Raw genomic sequence first — 15,155 nt, 5'->3', positions numbered from 1 at the left:
AGCCGGACCGCCGTCGCGGATTATGCGAAAGCGGCCACGGCTGCAAGACTGGCATCGCTCTTGCCAGCCTTTCCGGACGAGCGGCCTCACACCAGGCAAAATCGAAGAAGAGGGAGCTTATGAAACCGTTTCACAGGCGTGCGATGGGAGCCACAGCGGTTCTGTTGTTCCTCGCGGTCGCGCTGGCCGGGGAGGACGAGGCACGGGCGGCGGAAGCGAGACAAGGGGCCTTGCCGGACTTCGTCGCGCTGGCGGAGAAGCTCGGCCCCGTGGTCGTCAACATCTCGACCACGCAGGTGCTCAAGGACTTTCCGGGCCCGTTCGGCAGGGAAGATCCCTTCGCCGAATTCTGGAGGAGGTTCTTCGGCGAAATCTATCCACCCGAGTTCCGGCAGCGCGGGCTCGGCTCGGGCTTCATCATCGAGCGCGACGGCACCATTCTCACGAACAACCATGTCGTCGAGAACGCGCAGAAGATCGTCGTCCAGCTCTATGACGGGCGGCAGTACGCGGCGAAGATCGTCGGCCGTGACGAGAAAACCGACCTGGCGGTCATCAAGATCGACGCGAAAGGGGAGCTACCCGTGGCCCCCTTGGGAGACTCCGACCGGTTGAGGGTAGGAGAGTGGGTCCTCGCCATGGGAAGCCCGTTCGGCCTGCAGAACACGGTGACCGCCGGAATCGTGAGCGCGAAAAGCCGCCAGATCGGAGCGGGGCCCTACGACGACTTCATACAAACCGACGCCTCCATCAATCCGGGCAACTCCGGAGGGCCGCTGATCAACCTGCGCGGGGAGGTCGTCGGGATCAATACGGCGATTTTCAGCCGGACGGGGGCGAATATCGGGATCGGCTTCGCCATTCCCATCAATCTCGCCAAAGAGCTGCTGCCCGAGCTGAAGACCAGAGGCAGAGTGACTCGCGGTTGGCTGGGCGTGAGCGTTCAGAAGGTCACGCCCGAGATCGCCGATTCGTTGGGAATGGAGAGGCCCGGCGGCGCGCTCGTCGCGAGCGTGGTCCCCGGCAGTCCCGCGGCGAAAGCCGGGATCAGAGCCCGAGACGTTATCGTCGAGTACGGCGGAAAAGCGGTGAAGGAGTCTTCCGATCTTCCGTGGATGGTAGCGCGCACGCGCCCCGGGTCGCGGGTCGACATCGTGGTCCTGCGGGACAAGAAGCGCCTCACGCTTGCGGTCACGGTCGCCGAGCTGAAGGAGGAGCGACCGGCGGTTCCTGCCCCGAAGCACGAAGACATCCTCGGGTTGACGGTGCAGGACGTGACCCCGGAGATCGCGCAGGGCCTCGGGCTCGAGCGGGCCCAGGGAGCCCTGATCACCGCGGTCGCGCCCGGGAGCGCCGCCGACGACGCGGGATTACGCCAGGGCGACGTGATCCTGGAAGTCGACCGCAAGACGATCCGCAACGTGTCCGATTACCGTCAGGCGATTGCGGGATTGAAAAGAGGAGGCGTCGTTCTTTTTCTCGTGCAGCGCGGCCAGAGCCCGGCGTTCATCGCGGTCAAGGTCCCGCGGGAAAAAAACCGACCGTGACCGGCCGAGAGCGGCAGACCTGAGACCGGGGACCGAGGACCGGCGCGGACGCAAACCTGTCTACCGCGGACCGCTCGCTGCTGATTTACGGGAGCCTCGAATCTGGAACGAAACCGGAAGCCCGTTCAACGGTGCCCTTGACGGGCGCGACGGCTCTGCCCTATTTTAGCCCGGTCCGGGCGGGCCCATTGTCCAGAGATCGCGCCTTTCTCTGGCGCGGGGAGCAGCGAGATGCAAGAGCCGTATCCCAAGCCCAAGGGTACCGTCGCAATCCTCGCCATTTTCGCCCTCGTCACCGTGCTCCTGTGGGGCACGGTCTATCTTGGGCTCCTGCTGAGAGGAGCAACGCAATGAACGGCTTCGGCGTCGATTCCTGCGAGCGGTGGTGGATGGTGGCGAGCGGAGCGATTCTCGCCGCCTTTTTCGTCGCCGTCGTGATCGGCGCATTCTACGGCTTTGCGTTGCCGGGCCCCGAAAAGCGCGTCGACCCCGGCCGCGTGGCGGTCGATCCTCCTTTTGCCGAGCCGGCCGTGCTGCAACGGGGCCCCGGGCGCTACGACGTTTACATGAGGGCTCAGATCTGGGCCTTCGCTCCCAATGAAATCAGGGTTCCGGCCGGCTCCACGGTGACCTTTTACATCACCAGCCCCGATCTCCAGCACGGCCTTCTGATCGAGCGGACCAACGTCAACGTCATGGTGCTTCCCGGGCAGGTGAGCAAGATCGCCGCGCGGTTCGACGAGCCCGGCGAATACCGGTTCTTCTGCCAGGAATACTGCGGCCTCGCTCACCATGCGATGTTCGGGAGGGTGGTCGTCGAGCCACGCCCATGAAAGGGAGGCGTCATGCCTGAGGACCGCTTCGCGCTCGAGGAGAAACTGACCGCCTGGCATCTCGGGATCGCGCTGGGAGCGCTGTTCCTCGGCACCTGGTTCGGCCCGCTCCAGGTTCTCGAGCACGCCGGGGTCGACCTGTACGGCGTGCTCGCGCCGGGAATCCAGAGCTACTATCAGGGACTGACGCTTCACGGAGTTCTCAACGCGCTGGTCTTCACGACCTTTTTCATCGTCGGCTTTCTGACCTTCACGACCGTTTACAGCCTGAAGACGAGCCTGCGTTTTCCCCGGCTCAACGCCGCAGGGCTCTGGCTGATGGCGGGCGGGCTGGTGCTCGCCGCGGCTCCGCTGCTGCTGAACGACGCCACCGTGCTCTACACGTTTTATCCGCCGCTGAAGGCGAGCGCCTTGTTCTACATCGGGTTGACCCTCGTCGTCGTCGGCTCGTGGGTGGAAGGCTTCGGGCTCTATTTCACCCTCGGCGCGTGGCGCGCCGCGCACCCGGGGGTGCGCACTCCTTTCATCGCCTTCGGCTCCGTGCTGACCATGGCGATGTGGCAGATCGCGTCCCTGGGAATCGCTGCCGAGATGCTCGCCCTGCTCATTCCGTGGTCCCTGGGTTGGGTCCGGGGAACCGACCCGCTGCTCGCCCGAACCCTCTTCTGGTTCACCGGGCACCCCATCGTGTACTTCTGGCTCCTGCCCGCCTACGTCTCGTGGTACGGCATGCTCCCCCGGCAGGCGGGAGGGAAGGTTTTCAGCGATCCGCTGGCGCGCCTCGCTTTCTGGCTGTTTCTCGTGCTGTCGATTCCCGTGGGGTTCCATCACCAGTTCGCCGACCCGGGAATATCGCCCGTGTGGAAGGCGTTTCACGCGTTGCTGACCTACGCGGTTTCGTTTCCCAGCCTGCTCACCGCCTTCACGGTCATCGCATCGTTGGAGCTGGGCGGCCGGGCGCGCGGCGGAACGGGACTGTTCGGCTGGGTCAGCAAGCTGCCCTGGCGCGATCCTTCTTTCACCGCTCAGGCGCTCGCAATCGTGACCTTCGCGCTGGGCGGCATCGGGGGCATCATCAACGCCTCGTACAACGTCGATCTGATCGTGCACAATACGCTCTGGATCGTCGGCCACTTTCACCTGACGCTCGCCACCGCCGTGGTCCTGAGCTTTATCGGGATCAGCTACTGGCTCGTTCCCCGGCTCGCCGGAAGGGAGCTGTGGAGCCCGCGAACGGCCCTCGTCCAGGCGTGGCTCTGGGTCGCCGGGATGGCGCCGTTTTCCATCAGCCACCACCTCCTCGGATTTCGGTTCGGCGTGCCGAGGCGGACCATGCTCGGCGCGGCCCCTTACCTCGCCCCCGAGTGGAATCCGCTGCTGGTCGTCGCCGCGATCGGGGGCGTCCTGTTGTGGACGAGCGTCGTGCTTTATTTCATCGTGATCCTCGGCACCGTGCTCGCTTCGCGGAGGGTCGCGAATCCGGCGGAGATGCCGGTCGCGGAAGCGGTTCGCGACGTGCAGGAGACCCCGGCGTGGCTCGATGCGTGGAGGCCGTGGCTGATCGCGACGGTCATCCTGATCGTGCTTTCCTACGGATGGCCGCTGGCGGAGCTGGTGCGAAATGCCGAGCTGTCGGCTCCCGGCATGAGAGTCTGGTAAATGGAAGGGCGCGCGGGCGGCTCAGCGATCGGGGCTGCAAAGCCGGATCGCTTCGATGTTCGGGAAGCAAGGCCGGCATTGCGTGACGTGAGCGACGGCCCGGTCCAGCTCCCAGCCGCGGCGCCACGAGAGATAGGCGATCGCCACCGTCGGCGACCGGCCGGCGCCCGCGGAGCAGTGAAGGTAAACCGTGTGGCCCGATTCCAGAAGGTCGTTCAATGCGGACACGCAAGCCGGGAGCTTGTCTCGAAGATCCACTGCGTCGAAGTCGCGCACCGGAATGCGGCGAAGCTCGATGCCGCAGCTCCTGTAGCAATCGAGCAGCGAATCCCGGTCCAGCCCGAAGTGGCGCATGTCGTCGTCGGTTTGGAGGTTCAACACCGCCGTGACGCCGCTTTCCCGCCGCAGGCGTTCGATCTCCGCGGCATTTTCCGGATAGGAACCGACGAACAGTCTCGAAACGATCCGGTGGTAATCCATCGATGAGCAGCTTACAACCATCGATGAGCAGCTTACAACCGGAGAACCTTCCGTGCCAGACTTCTCCGTTCAAACGGCGGCGGCCTTGTCGAATCGCCGGCGCCGCTGATTGAGCCAGGCTTCGAGCTGCGGCCGGGCGAGGGCGTTCAGGACATGGCGCTTTTCCAGCCAGCCGCGCCGGGCCTGATCGACGCCGTATTTCATGAAATGGAGCTGCTCGACGCTGTGCGCGTCGGTGTTGACCGCGATCTTGACGCCGATTTCACGCGCGCGCAAGGCGTGCAAATCGTTGAGATCGAGCCGGTCGGGCTGGGCGTTCAGCTCGATGGCGACGTTGCGCTCTTTCGCCGCGTGAAATACCTGTTCCAGATCGATGGCGAAGGGCTCGCGCTCGTTGATCAGCCGCCCGGTGGGGTGGGCCAGGATGGTCACGGCGGGATGGGCGAGAGCCTTGAGGACGCGTCTGGTCATCTCGCTCTGCGTCATGTTCATCCGGGAATGGACCGCCGCCACGACGACATCGAGCTGCTCGAGGAGCGCGTCCGGCAGATCGAGCGACCCGTCCGGCAGGATGTCGACCTCGCAGCCCGCGAGCACGGCGATGCCCTGCACCTTCGCGCGCGCCCGCTCGATCTCGTCCCGCTGCCGCCGGAAATCGTCGGGGCTCAGGCCTCCGGCCACGCGAACGGCGCGGCTGTGGTCGGTGATCGCGCAGTACTCGTAACCGCGCTCCCGGCAAGCGCGCACCATCTCCAGGATCGTCGCGGCACCGTCCGTCCACTTGCTGTGCAGGTGGAGGTCGCCGCGGATGTCGCCGAGGACGATCAGGTCGGGCAGCCGGTGCTTTTGGGCGGCCTGGATCTCCCCGCGATCTTCGCGCAGCTCGGGAGGCACCCAGTCCAGGCCCACCGCGCGGAAGACCTCTTCTTCGGTCGCACCGCCGATCCGCTCGCCTTCCTCGACGCCCGTCTCGTCGGCTTTCTTTCCGCGCGGCACGCGGAAAACGCCGTACTCGTTGATCCGAAGGCCGCGTTCCACGCCGAGCTTGCGAACCGCCACGTTGTGAGCCTTGGATCCCGTAAAGTAGTGCAAGGCGGCTCCGTAGGAGCGCCGCGCGAGGATCCGGAGGTCCACCTGGAGGCCGGAGCGCAGGATCACGGTGCCGCGCGTCGTGCCGGCGGCCACCACGCGGTCGACCTCCGGATAGGCGCGAAAGCGACCCATGACCGCTTCCGGCTTTTCGGAAGCCGCCAGGATATCGATGTCGCCGACCGTTTCCATGCGCCGGCGGTAGCTCCCGGCAACCTCGAGCTGCTCGACGTCGCCGCCTTTGCGCAGGTAGTCCACGAGGGGCCGGACCAGCTGGTCGGCGTCGAGCAGCTTGAACCGTCGGGGGCGTTTGCCGAGATTGCGAAGCGCCTGGCGGATCTTCTCGCAGCTCTTCTGGCCGAACCCCGGGAGAGAGGCGACCTTGCCCGAGTCGAGGGCGCGCTCGAGCTCCTTGACGGAGCTTATGCCCAGACGATCGTAAAGCAGCTTTGCCCGCTTCGGACCGAGGCCCTCGATGTCGAGCAGCTCGGCCAGGCTCGCGGGGATCTTTTTTCGGAGCTTCTTGAATCCGGTCAAGGTCCCGGTCCGGACGATCTCCTCGATGTGCTCGGCCATGCTCTTGCCTATTCCCGGTAGCTCGTCGAGGTTCTTGCCCTCCGCGAGCATTTGGGCGACCGGCTGCGAAAGGCTTTCCAGCGTCCGCGCGGCTTTCCGGTATGCGAGGATCCGGAAGAGGTCTTCGCCCTGGATCTCGAGCAGGTCCGCATACCTGCTCAATACCCGCGCGATCTCGACGTTTTCCATAAATTCTCTCCGGACCGCAAGGTTCCGTTGCCCGGTTCCCGGGCCTCGCTTCCCGGACTTCCCCTGGACTCCGGGCGCAGGACGCGGGACGTCGGCCGGGACTCTAGACTGCGGCTCCGGCGTCGCGCAGCAGCGCGATGAATTCGGCTTCGGTCAGCGTCTTGACGCCTTTGGATCTTGCCTCGTCGAATTTCCTCCCCGGCTCGGAGCCCACCACGACGTAATCGACCCGCCGGCTCACGGAGGAGGCGGCCTCGCCGCCCAGGCTCTCCACCAGCTTCTGAGCCTCGCTTCGGGAAAAGCGATCGAGCGAGCCCGTGAAGACGAAGGTCTTGCCGCTCAGCGGCCCCTTCGAGGGCTTTTTGGCCTCGGCGATCTGCACGCCGGCTTCGAGCAGCGCGTCGATCGTCCGCTGGTTTCTCCGATCGGCAAAAAACTCGTAAATCGCCTCCGACATCGCCGGGCCGATCCCCGGAACCGCTTCGAGCTCGTCGCGGCGCGCGCGCCGCAGGCGATCGAGGCTCCGGAAATGGTCCGCCAGATCCCGCGCCACGGCCGCTCCCACTTCCGGGATGCCGAGAGCGTAGAGAAAACGGGCGAGGTCGACGCGCCGGCTGTTCCGGATGGCGTCGGCGAGCTTGGCCGCCGAGCGCTCCGCAAAGCGCTCGACCTTCAGCAGATCCTCTTTTTTGAGGCGGAAGAGATCCGCGGGCTCGCGCACCAGTCCGCGGTCGACCAGGGCCGAGACGGTCTCCTCTCCCAGACCCTCGATATCGAACGCCCTCTTGGATGCGAAGTGCCGGATGCGACCCTTGAGCTGGGCCGGGCAGCCGAAGCGGTTCGGGCAGAGCGTGTAAGGGCCGCGCTCGATCACGCGGCTGCCGCACGCGGGGCATTTCGACGGCATCTTGAAGGGCGGCGCGCGCCGCAGGCCGGGTTCGGGAATACGCTCGACGACCTCCGGAATGACATCTCCGGCCCGCTGGATTCGCACCAGGTCTCCCGTGCGCACGTCCTTGCGCTCGACCTCTTCGCGGTTGTGGAGCGTGGCGCGGCTTATGGTCACGCCGCCGACCTCGACCGGACGCATCAAGGCGACGGGCGTCAGGATGCCGGTTCGGCCGACCTGAACGGCGATTCCTTCGATGCGAGTCCGCTCGCCGCGCGGCGCGAATTTGTAGGCGATCGCCCAGCGCGGGTGGTGCGCCGTGGAGCCGAGCCTCGCGCGAGCGCTCAGATCGTCGAGCTTGATCACGACTCCATCGATCTCGTAGGGGAGGCGGTCGCGCTCCCTGGCAAGCTCGGCGTGACGCTCGAGGATTTCGTCCACGGTAAAAACTTCAAAGACCCTGCCGGGCGTCGGCAAGCCCCAGTCCTCGAAGGCTCTGAGGGCTTCCGAGTCGGCCGCAAAACGGGTTCCCTCGACCGCCATGACCTCGTACACGACGGCGTCCAGCCGTCGCTGCGCGGTCACGCGCGGATCGAGCTGTCGCAGAGAGCCGGCCGCGGCGTTGCGCGGGTTGGCGAACGGCTCGTTCCCGGCTTCGAGCAGCCTGCGATTGAGCGCCTCGAAGGCGGAGATCCTCATGAGGATCTCCCCGCGGACCGCGAGCAACGCCGGCGGGGCGCGGTGCTCGCCGTGGAGCCTCAGCGGTACGGAGCGGATCGTCTTGACGTTTTCGGTCACCTCCTCGCCCCTGAGGCCGTCGCCGCGCGTCAGCGCGCGCGCGAGCACCCCGTTCTCGTAAACCAGCTCCACGGAGGCGCCGTCGAATTTTTCTTCCAGGAGATAGCGCACCTTGCCGCCCAGGCTGCGGCGCATGCGCTCGTCGAAGCGCCGTACCTCGCTCTCCTCGCGCGTGGCGTCGAGGCTCAGCATCGGTGCGGTATGCTCGACGATGCGGAACTGTTCGAGCGGTTTCCCGCCGACCCGCTGGGTCGGAGAGTCCGGCGTGACCAGATCCGGGAACCGTTCCTCGATGCGCTTGAGCTGATCGAAGAGCCGGTCGTATTCCTCGTCGGAGATCTCCGGGCGGTCTTTGACATAGTAGAGGTAGTCGTGGCGCCGGATCTCGCGCCGCAGCCGCTCGGCATAGTCCCGGGCCTCCGCGCGCGAAAGCCGCGAGACCTCCACCGGTTCCAGGAGCTTTGCTTTCGCCATGTCCTCGTTTCCGGGAGTCCGCGCCTCGGGCCCTCCGCGCGGCCCGGACGGCCGGCGCGGGCCCGCGCCCGAAGGGGGCCTACGGCCAGAGCTCGCGCAGCGACTTGGGGAGAAGGTGCGTTACGTCATGGATTTCCCCCTTGCTCACGTGGCGCGAGAGGACCTTGAAAACCGCGCGCGCCACCTTCTCCGGGTCGACGCGCTCGTCGTTGCGAAAAGCGTGCGCGATGTGGTCGAGAAACTCGCTCTTGTGACGTTCCTTGACCGGCTTCTTCCTGGGCGTCCATCCCTCGTAGTAGAATCCGCGTATCGGCATCGGCAGCTCGGCACCGAGGTGCACCGCCTCCTCGACGGTCAACCGATCCCGCAGCGCGTGGAGCACCGTGCGCAGCGCCAGATAGGCTTTGTGGATATTGTCCCAGCCGAGCTCGCTCATCACGTCGTTGAGCCAGATCTGGGTCTTCTGCAGGGACGAGTCGAAAATCTCCAGGGCGGCGTTGGTCATGGAACCCCTTCCTCCTTTCCGGCAGGGCGGGCGCCCATTATACGTTCAAACCGTTCAATCGCTTCGCTCCGTTCAAGCCGAGCCGCCCGAAAAGCGGCGGTTCGAAAAGTTCAATAACGGACCGATGCGTGAGAACCAGAAAACGGAAACCCGAATTCCAGGAAAATTCCGCAAAGACATAGTGCAATTTCAGTGCCGGGCGCATGCCACAGGAAAATCTCGCTCGGCGAAGGCACCGCGCCGTCGCCTTCCAGTTTTGCAATTGCCGGGCGATAGTTTTTCAGCCGTGCGAAAAGGATTCCAGCGGCATGACAGGCTCGCACGATGCCAATTTCGGGTTCCCGTTTCCGGTTTTTGCATTGGCTTTTGAATTTAGCCGCCGACCGCCTAGGGGTTAACCAGCCCTGCAAGCGATTCTTCGTTGTGGAGCCGCCGGAGCGCCTCGGCGAGGAGAGGGGCCAGCGGCGAGATCTGGATCGGCACGGGAAAACCTGCAGCGACCGAAACGCTGTCGCAGGTGTATATCTTTTCGACGGGAAGCTTTCCCAGCAGCCGCGCCGCGGGACCGGCGAGCAGGGCATGGCTCGCGGCGACCTTGATGCCGTGAGGCGAGCAGCCCGCGTCGAGCAAGGCCTCAATCGCCTTTTCCAGGGTTCCGCCCGTGCTGATCATATCGTCGACGAGCAGTACTTCCCGGCCGCGGACCTCGCCGACGATCCGCCGAACGCTCACTTCCGTTCCGCTGATCCGGGTCTTGTGCGCGATGGCGACCGGCAGATCCAGGAACGCCGCGTAGCGCTCGGCCATCTTAACGGCCCCGAGGTCGGGCGAGACGACCACCGCGTCGGAGCTGATGGAAGGGCGGACGGCTTCCGCCAGAATCGGAACCGCGCTCAGGTGCTCCAGCGGTATCGTCAGAGCGGTCTCGATCGCGCGGCTGTGGAGATCGACGGCGACGAGCCGACGGTAGCCGCACGCCGCGATCAGGTCGCAGACGAGCCGGGCGCTCACCGGCTCGCGGCCGCGCGCGCGGCGGTCCTGCCGCGCGTAGCCGAAGTAGGGGAGCACGGCGGTGAGGCGGCCTGCGCCGGCCCGGCGGCAGGCGTCGGCCATGAGCAGCAGCTCGAGGAGGTGCTCGTCGACGGGCGGGCTCGTGGGTTGCAGGACGTAAACGTCGTCGCCCCGAACGCTCTCCTGCAGCTCCAGATGGAGCTCGCTGTCCGGGAAGCGCTCGAGCACGCGCCGCACGGGTTCCAGGCCGAGAGCCGCGGCCACGCGCTCGGCGAGCTTCGGGTGGGAGGAGCCCGACAGGACCTTGAGGCTCATGGCGAGCTCCGCGGAGTCAGGAAGGCTTTCGTCCGCCGTCGCTCCCGCCCGTCCTCCTTTGCTCGAGCAGGCGGGTCACGAAATCGATCGGAATGGGCAGGACGATCGTCTGGTTGTTCTCCGCTGCCACGCTGACCAGGCTCTGGAGAAATCTCAGGTGCATCGCCGTGGGCTCCTTGCCGATGACCCTTGCGGCGTCCGCGAGCTTTTGCGAGGCCTGAAATTCGCCCTCGGCATGGATGATCTTGGCGCGCCGCTCCCTTTCCGCTTCCGCCTGCTTCGCCATGGCGCGCTGCATCTCCTGGGGAAGGTCGATGTGCTTTACCTCGACCAGCACCGCTTTGATTCCCCACGGCTCGGTCTGGGTGTCCAGAATGGTCTGGATCCGCGTGTTGATCTTTTCGCGCTCGGCGAGCAACTCGTCCAGCTCGGCCTGGCCGCACACGCTGCGCAGCGTTACCTGCGCCAGCTGCGAAGTGGCGAACAGATAGTTGGCGACTTCCCGGATGGCGCGATTCGGGTCGAGCACCCGGAAATAGAGCACGGCGCTCACCTTCACCGACACGTTGTCCCGGGTGATGACGTCTTGCGCCGGCACATCCATGGTCACGGTGCGCAGGTCGACCCTGACCATCTTCTCGACGAAGGGGATCACGTAGATGATCCCGGGGCCGCGGGGAGCGACCATCCGGCCCAGGCGGAAGATGACCGCCCGCTCGTATTCCTTGACGATCTTGATCCCGCTGATGAGCAGGACCAGGACGATGGCGAAAAAAACCAGGGGCGCCCCGGGTTCGAACATCGCTTCCACCTCCGGCCGGACCGCCGGCCCCCTCAGCCTTTGATGCAGACCATCGGCTCGAGACGGGCGACCACCCGCGCCAGCCCGGCGCGGTCGGCCGCCTCGGCGACCGCTCCCACGTCCTTGTATGCTCCGGGCGCCTCCTCGGCGACCCCGCGCATCGACCGGCTGCGAATCACCACGCCTCGAGCGGCGAGCTCCTGAACGATCTGATTCCCGTGCCACTGCCGCAGCGCCTGATGGCGGCTCATGCTGCGCCCGGCGCCGTGGCACGCCGAGCCGAAGGCCAGCTCCATGCCCTTTGCAGTACCGGCCAGGACGTAGGAGGCCGTCCCCATCGTTCCGCCGATCAGAACCGGCTGACCGGCGTCCCGAAGAGCCGGAGCGATCGAGGGGTGACCCGGCCCGAAGGCTCGGGTCGCCCCCTTCCGGTGCACGAACAGCCGCATGAGCCTGCCGTCAACCACGTGCTCCTCGGTCTTGCACGTGTTGTGGGACACATCGTAGAGCAGCGGCAGGCGGACGCCGGGAAACACGTCGGAAAAGGCCTGCCGCACCAGATGCGTGATGATCTGGCGGTTGGCGAGGGCGCAGTTGATGGCGGCTCTCATGGCCCCGAGATAGGCCTGGCCGACAGGGGAATCGATCGGCGCGCAGGCCAGCTCACGGTCGGGCAGCTCGATGCCGTACTGGGCCGCGCTCACCGCCATGCGGGCGAGAAATTCCGTCCCGATTTGATGGCCGAGGCCGCGCGACCCGCAGTGTATGCTCAGCACCACGTCGCCTTCCCTGATCTCGTAAGCGGCGGCGATCGACCCGTCCAGCACCTGGGCGACCCGCTGAACCTCCAGGTAATGGTTGCCGGAGCCGAGAGTCCCCATTTCCTCTTCCTGGCGCTTCTTGGCGTGGTCGGAGACCTCTTCGGGGCGGGCGCCGGAAACGCACCCGCCCTCCTCGACCCGCTGGAGATCCTCCTCGGTGCCGTACCCCCGCTCGACCGCCCAGCGCGCCCCTCCTTTTAGCATCGAATCCATCTCTCTGCGATCGAGGCTGAGTTTTCCCCGGCTGCCCACCCCGGCGGGGACGGTCCTGAAGAGCACATCGGCCAGCCGCTCCTTTACGGGCTCGACCTGCTCGACCCTGAGGCCCGTCAGGAGCGTTCGCACGCCGCAGGAGATGTCGAACCCGACGCCGCCGGCGGAGATCACCCCGCCCTTGTCGGCGTCGAACGCGGCGACCCCTCCGATCGGAAAGCCGTAGCCCCAGTGGGCATCCGGCATGGCGTACGATGCCTTCACGATGCCCGGCAAGGTGGCGACATTGGTGACTTGTTCGAACACTTTCTCGTCCATGTCCCGGATCAGCCGTTCGGTCGCGAAGATCACCGCCGGAACGCGCATCTTGCCGAACGGGGCGATCCACCATTCGGTTTCCGCTCTTCTTTCGAGACGGGAGATATCCACGACGTTCTCCTTATACGAATCGACTACACGTCGACCACGCACTGCGCAACCCAGACACCGTCCTCGCGCCCCACCCTGAGGCCCGTACAGGTCGCGCCTTTGACCTCGACCGCCGGCTCGTGCCTGGCCGGATCGACGGGCTCGCCCCACGCCTTTGCATCGAGCCTTCGACCCGAGATCCGGACTTCGAACCGGGCAAAGAGCATGCGCCTGACCGCCATCTCGTAAATCACGGCGTTGAGCCAGTTGACGAGCAAAAGCTCGTCGTCGGGAGCCTCGCAGGAAAGCGGCACGCACTCGCCCGGGGCGACCAGCGCCGGGTCGGTGACGACCGCCGTGAGCGCCACCGCCGCCTGCTCGAAGGCCTCCTCCTTGGAGCTTCCGATCCCGCGCACCCCGATGTCCGCCCCGTGCGGAAAATGCTCCCAGCGAACCTGACTGCTCAAGGTCGTTTCCCTGCTTGCCGAGTCGGCCGAAAGCGGTCAGGCGTGCGCTTTGGCCGGCTCGCCGTCCGGTTTTTCACCGGGGGCTTCTCCCGCGGCGCGACGGATGCCGTCGAGCGCCGTCTCTTTCAGAATCGCCTGGAGCATGGGACGCTCGATCGTTTCCTTTTCCAGGAGGACCGTCGCCAGCGCGTCCAGCGCCGGCCGATACGAGCCGAGGATTTCCTGGACCTTCGCGTACGCCTCGGAGAGAATCCGGTTCACTTCTTCGTCGATCGCCTGCGCGGTGCGCTCGCTGTACTCCCTGGGCGTCTGCACGGGCACGGGAAGAAACGGCGGCGTCCTCGGACCCTCGAGCGACGCCAGGCCGAGCTTCTGGCTCATGCCGAATCGCGTCACCATCGTTCGGGCGATCTCGGTCGCCTTCTGCAAATCGTTCTGGGCGCCGGTAGAGACATCACCGAAGACCATCTCCTCGGCGACCCGGCCGCCGAGGAGAACCGAGATCTTCGCCACCAGCTCGGAGCGGCTCATCAGATAGCGGTCTTCGGTCGGGAGCTGCTGCGTGTAGCCGAGCGCCGCGACTCCACGCGGGATGATCGAGATCTTGGAGACTGGATCGGCGCCCGGCACCAACTCGGCGACCAGCGCGTGGCCACACTCATGGTATGCGACCACCTTTTTTTCCTTCGGGCTCATCACGCGGTTCTTCTTCTGCAGCCCGGCGACCACTCTCTCGATAGCCTCGTCGAAATCCGACATCTCGACCGCGTCCTTGCCCTGGCGGGCGGCCAGCAGCGCCGCTTCGTTGACGATGTTGGCGAGGTCGGCGCCCACGAAGCCCGGTGTCTTGGCGGCGATCACCGCGAGGTCGACGGAAGGGGAGAGCTTGATTCGTTTCGCGTGCAGGCGCAGGATCTTCTCGCGCCCCTTGAGGTCGGGCCGGTCCACCAGGACGTGGCGATCGAACCGGCCCGGCCTGAGCAGCGCGGGGTCGAGAATCTCGGGCCGGTTGGTCGCGGCCATGATGATGACCCCCTGGTTCGGGTCGAAGCCGTCCATTTCCGCGAGCAACTGGTTGAGCGTCTGCTCGCGCTCGTCGTGGCTCGTGAGAATGTTCAATCCGCGCGCTTTCCCCAGAGCGTCGAGCTCGTCGATGAATATGATGCTCGGCGCGTACTGAACCGCCTGCGCGAACAGATCGCGAACCCGCGCCGCGCCGACCCCCACGAACATCTCGACGAAATCCGACCCCGAGATGCTGAAGAACGGCACCCCGGCCTCTCCGGCCACGGCCCGCGCCAGTAGCGTCTTTCCGGTCCCCGGCGGTCCGATGAGCAGCACCCCTTTGGGGATGCGCCCGCCGAGCCGCTGATACTTGGCCGGGTTCTTGAGGAACTCGACCACTTCGACCAGCTCTTCCTCCGCTTCGTCGATGCCCTCGACGTCCGCGAAGGTCACGCCGGTCTTCTTTTCGATGTAGACCTTGGCCTTGCTCTTGCCGATCTGCATGAGCCCTCCGCCGCCGCCCACCCGGGAGAAGAAATAACTCCACAGGACGAAGAAGACGGCGATGGGAACCACCCAGGAGAGGATCGTGGGAAGCCAGTTGCTGGTCACCTCTCCGCGAAACGGGATCCCCAGCTCTTCGAGCTCCCTGGTCAGGTCCGGGTCTTCGACCCGGACCACCGTGAACGGAAAAACGGTTTTGCCGTCCCTGGTAAGCTGGCTGATTTTTTCTTCCGTAAAGACCTGTTTCAAGCCCTCGGCCTTCAGATTGCCGCGAATCGTCTGCGTTTCCACGACCAGGTCCGTTACCAGGCCCTGCCTGGCCAGGGATTTGAACTGGCTGTAAGAAAGGGTCTCGGGCTGCGGTCTAAGAAACGTGGTTTGGATGGCCAGAATGACCAAGACGGCCACGATGAAAAACCAGAGCGAAAGGTCCGGTTGCTTTTGCGCCATGGCCTGGATCTCCTCATTTTCGTTCCCGCAACCAGCGTGCCAGAACAGCGTGGCCGCAATCAGCGAAAAACGCGCCGGCGGTCATCGGCCGGCTTCATTTTTTCGCACCAGGGAGAAAAG

Annotated in this window: 13 protein-coding genes; 4 read left to right on the top strand and 9 right to left on the bottom strand. The window is 65.6% G+C overall.

Translation table 11 applies throughout. From position 1 onward, the window contains the following. The first annotated feature begins 119 nt into the window (after nt 1–119). The 4 genes from VNN77_15640 to VNN77_15625 all read left to right on the top strand — a co-directional run bounded on the left by VNN77_15640 (nt 120) and on the right by VNN77_15625 (nt 4,039). A complete protein-coding gene (locus VNN77_15640; protein ID HXG52830.1) occupies nt 120–1,547 on the top strand; it encodes a DegQ family serine endoprotease in 1,428 nt (475 codons plus the stop codon). Nucleotides 1,548–1,778: 231 nt separating this feature from the next. After that, nucleotides 1,779–1,901 carry a hypothetical protein gene (locus VNN77_15635; GenBank protein ID HXG52829.1) on the top strand — a complete coding sequence of 41 codons (123 nt, stop codon included), beginning with the start codon at nt 1,779–1,781 and terminating at the stop codon, nt 1,899–1,901. Beyond that, nucleotides 1,898–2,380 (top strand): cytochrome c oxidase subunit II, encoded by a 483-nt coding sequence (locus VNN77_15630; GenBank protein ID HXG52828.1) that lies wholly within the window; start codon nt 1,898–1,900, stop codon nt 2,378–2,380. The genes VNN77_15635 and VNN77_15630 overlap by 4 nt, the downstream gene beginning before the upstream one ends. A gap of 12 nt (nt 2,381–2,392) precedes the next feature. After that, nucleotides 2,393–4,039 (top strand): cbb3-type cytochrome c oxidase subunit I, encoded by a 1,647-nt coding sequence (locus tag VNN77_15625; GenBank protein HXG52827.1) that lies wholly within the window; start codon nt 2,393–2,395, stop codon nt 4,037–4,039. Nucleotides 4,040–4,060: 21 nt separating this feature from the next. Here the strand turns inward: VNN77_15625 and VNN77_15620 are convergent, their stop codons facing one another. The 9 genes from VNN77_15620 to ftsH all read right to left on the bottom strand — a co-directional run bounded on the left by VNN77_15620 (nt 4,061) and on the right by ftsH (nt 15,035). Further along, nucleotides 4,061–4,519: a dual specificity protein phosphatase family protein gene (locus VNN77_15620; GenBank protein HXG52826.1), complete on the bottom strand. Its 459-nt coding sequence runs from the start codon at nt 4,517–4,519 to the stop codon at nt 4,061–4,063. Nucleotides 4,520–4,588: 69 nt separating this feature from the next. After that, entirely contained in the window at nt 4,589–6,373 is a 1,785-nt protein-coding gene (gene polX / locus VNN77_15615; protein ID HXG52825.1) for a DNA polymerase/3'-5' exonuclease PolX, read from the bottom strand. Between the two features lie 103 nt (nt 6,374–6,476). Then, entirely contained in the window at nt 6,477–8,534 is a 2,058-nt protein-coding gene (gene ligA, locus VNN77_15610) for an NAD-dependent DNA ligase LigA (GenBank protein ID HXG52824.1), read from the bottom strand. A 79-nt stretch (nt 8,535–8,613) separates the two neighbouring features. After that, nucleotides 8,614–9,039, bottom strand: coding sequence for a DUF2267 domain-containing protein (locus VNN77_15605; GenBank protein HXG52823.1), 426 nt, complete (start codon nt 9,037–9,039; stop codon nt 8,614–8,616). 387 nt (nt 9,040–9,426) lie between these two features. Next, the gene (locus tag VNN77_15600) at nt 9,427–10,365 is read right to left on the bottom strand and encodes a ribose-phosphate pyrophosphokinase (GenBank protein ID HXG52822.1); all 939 of its coding nucleotides are present in this window, start codon (nt 10,363–10,365) and stop codon (nt 9,427–9,429) included. A gap of 16 nt (nt 10,366–10,381) precedes the next feature. Next, a complete protein-coding gene (locus VNN77_15595; GenBank protein ID HXG52821.1) occupies nt 10,382–11,167 on the bottom strand; it encodes a slipin family protein in 786 nt (261 codons plus the stop codon). Nucleotides 11,168–11,199: 32 nt separating this feature from the next. Continuing rightward, nucleotides 11,200–12,630 carry an RtcB family protein gene (locus VNN77_15590; GenBank protein ID HXG52820.1) on the bottom strand — a complete coding sequence of 477 codons (1,431 nt, stop codon included), beginning with the start codon at nt 12,628–12,630 and terminating at the stop codon, nt 11,200–11,202. Between the two features lie 23 nt (nt 12,631–12,653). Continuing rightward, entirely contained in the window at nt 12,654–13,076 is a 423-nt protein-coding gene (locus VNN77_15585; GenBank protein ID HXG52819.1) for an archease, read from the bottom strand. Nucleotides 13,077–13,112: 36 nt separating this feature from the next. After that, a complete protein-coding gene (gene ftsH / locus VNN77_15580; GenBank protein HXG52818.1) occupies nt 13,113–15,035 on the bottom strand; it encodes an ATP-dependent zinc metalloprotease FtsH in 1,923 nt (640 codons plus the stop codon). Nucleotides 15,036–15,155 lie beyond the last annotated feature (120 nt).

The organism is Candidatus Zixiibacteriota bacterium, assembly GCA_035574315.1.
Lineage (GTDB): Bacteria > Desulfobacterota > Binatia > UBA9968 > UBA9968 > DATLYW01.
Note: the sequence above shows the minus strand (reverse complement) of the source record. Positions and strands in the feature narration are given on the sequence as shown.

Excerpts from the sequence above, each read along its gene's own strand:
- VNN77_15605 (HXG52823.1), bottom strand. The coding sequence starts at position 9,039 with ATGACCAACGCCGCCCTGGAGATTTTCGACTCGTCCCTGCAGAAGACC.
- VNN77_15630 (HXG52828.1), top strand. The coding sequence starts at position 1,898 with ATGAACGGCTTCGGCGTCGATTCCTGCGAGCGGTGGTGGATGGTGGCG.
- polX (HXG52825.1), bottom strand. The coding sequence starts at position 6,373 with ATGGAAAACGTCGAGATCGCGCGGGTATTGAGCAGGTATGCGGACCTG.
- VNN77_15620 (HXG52826.1), bottom strand. The coding sequence starts at position 4,519 with ATGGATTACCACCGGATCGTTTCGAGACTGTTCGTCGGTTCCTATCCG.
- VNN77_15595 (HXG52821.1), bottom strand. The coding sequence starts at position 11,167 with ATGTTCGAACCCGGGGCGCCCCTGGTTTTTTTCGCCATCGTCCTGGTC.
- ftsH (HXG52818.1), bottom strand. The coding sequence starts at position 15,035 with ATGGCGCAAAAGCAACCGGACCTTTCGCTCTGGTTTTTCATCGTGGCC.
- VNN77_15600 (HXG52822.1), bottom strand. The coding sequence starts at position 10,365 with ATGAGCCTCAAGGTCCTGTCGGGCTCCTCCCACCCGAAGCTCGCCGAG.
- VNN77_15635 (HXG52829.1), top strand. The coding sequence starts at position 1,779 with ATGCAAGAGCCGTATCCCAAGCCCAAGGGTACCGTCGCAATCCTCGCC.
- VNN77_15640 (HXG52830.1), top strand. The coding sequence starts at position 120 with ATGAAACCGTTTCACAGGCGTGCGATGGGAGCCACAGCGGTTCTGTTG.
- ligA (HXG52824.1), bottom strand. The coding sequence starts at position 8,534 with ATGGCGAAAGCAAAGCTCCTGGAACCGGTGGAGGTCTCGCGGCTTTCG.
- VNN77_15625 (HXG52827.1), top strand. The coding sequence starts at position 2,393 with ATGCCTGAGGACCGCTTCGCGCTCGAGGAGAAACTGACCGCCTGGCAT.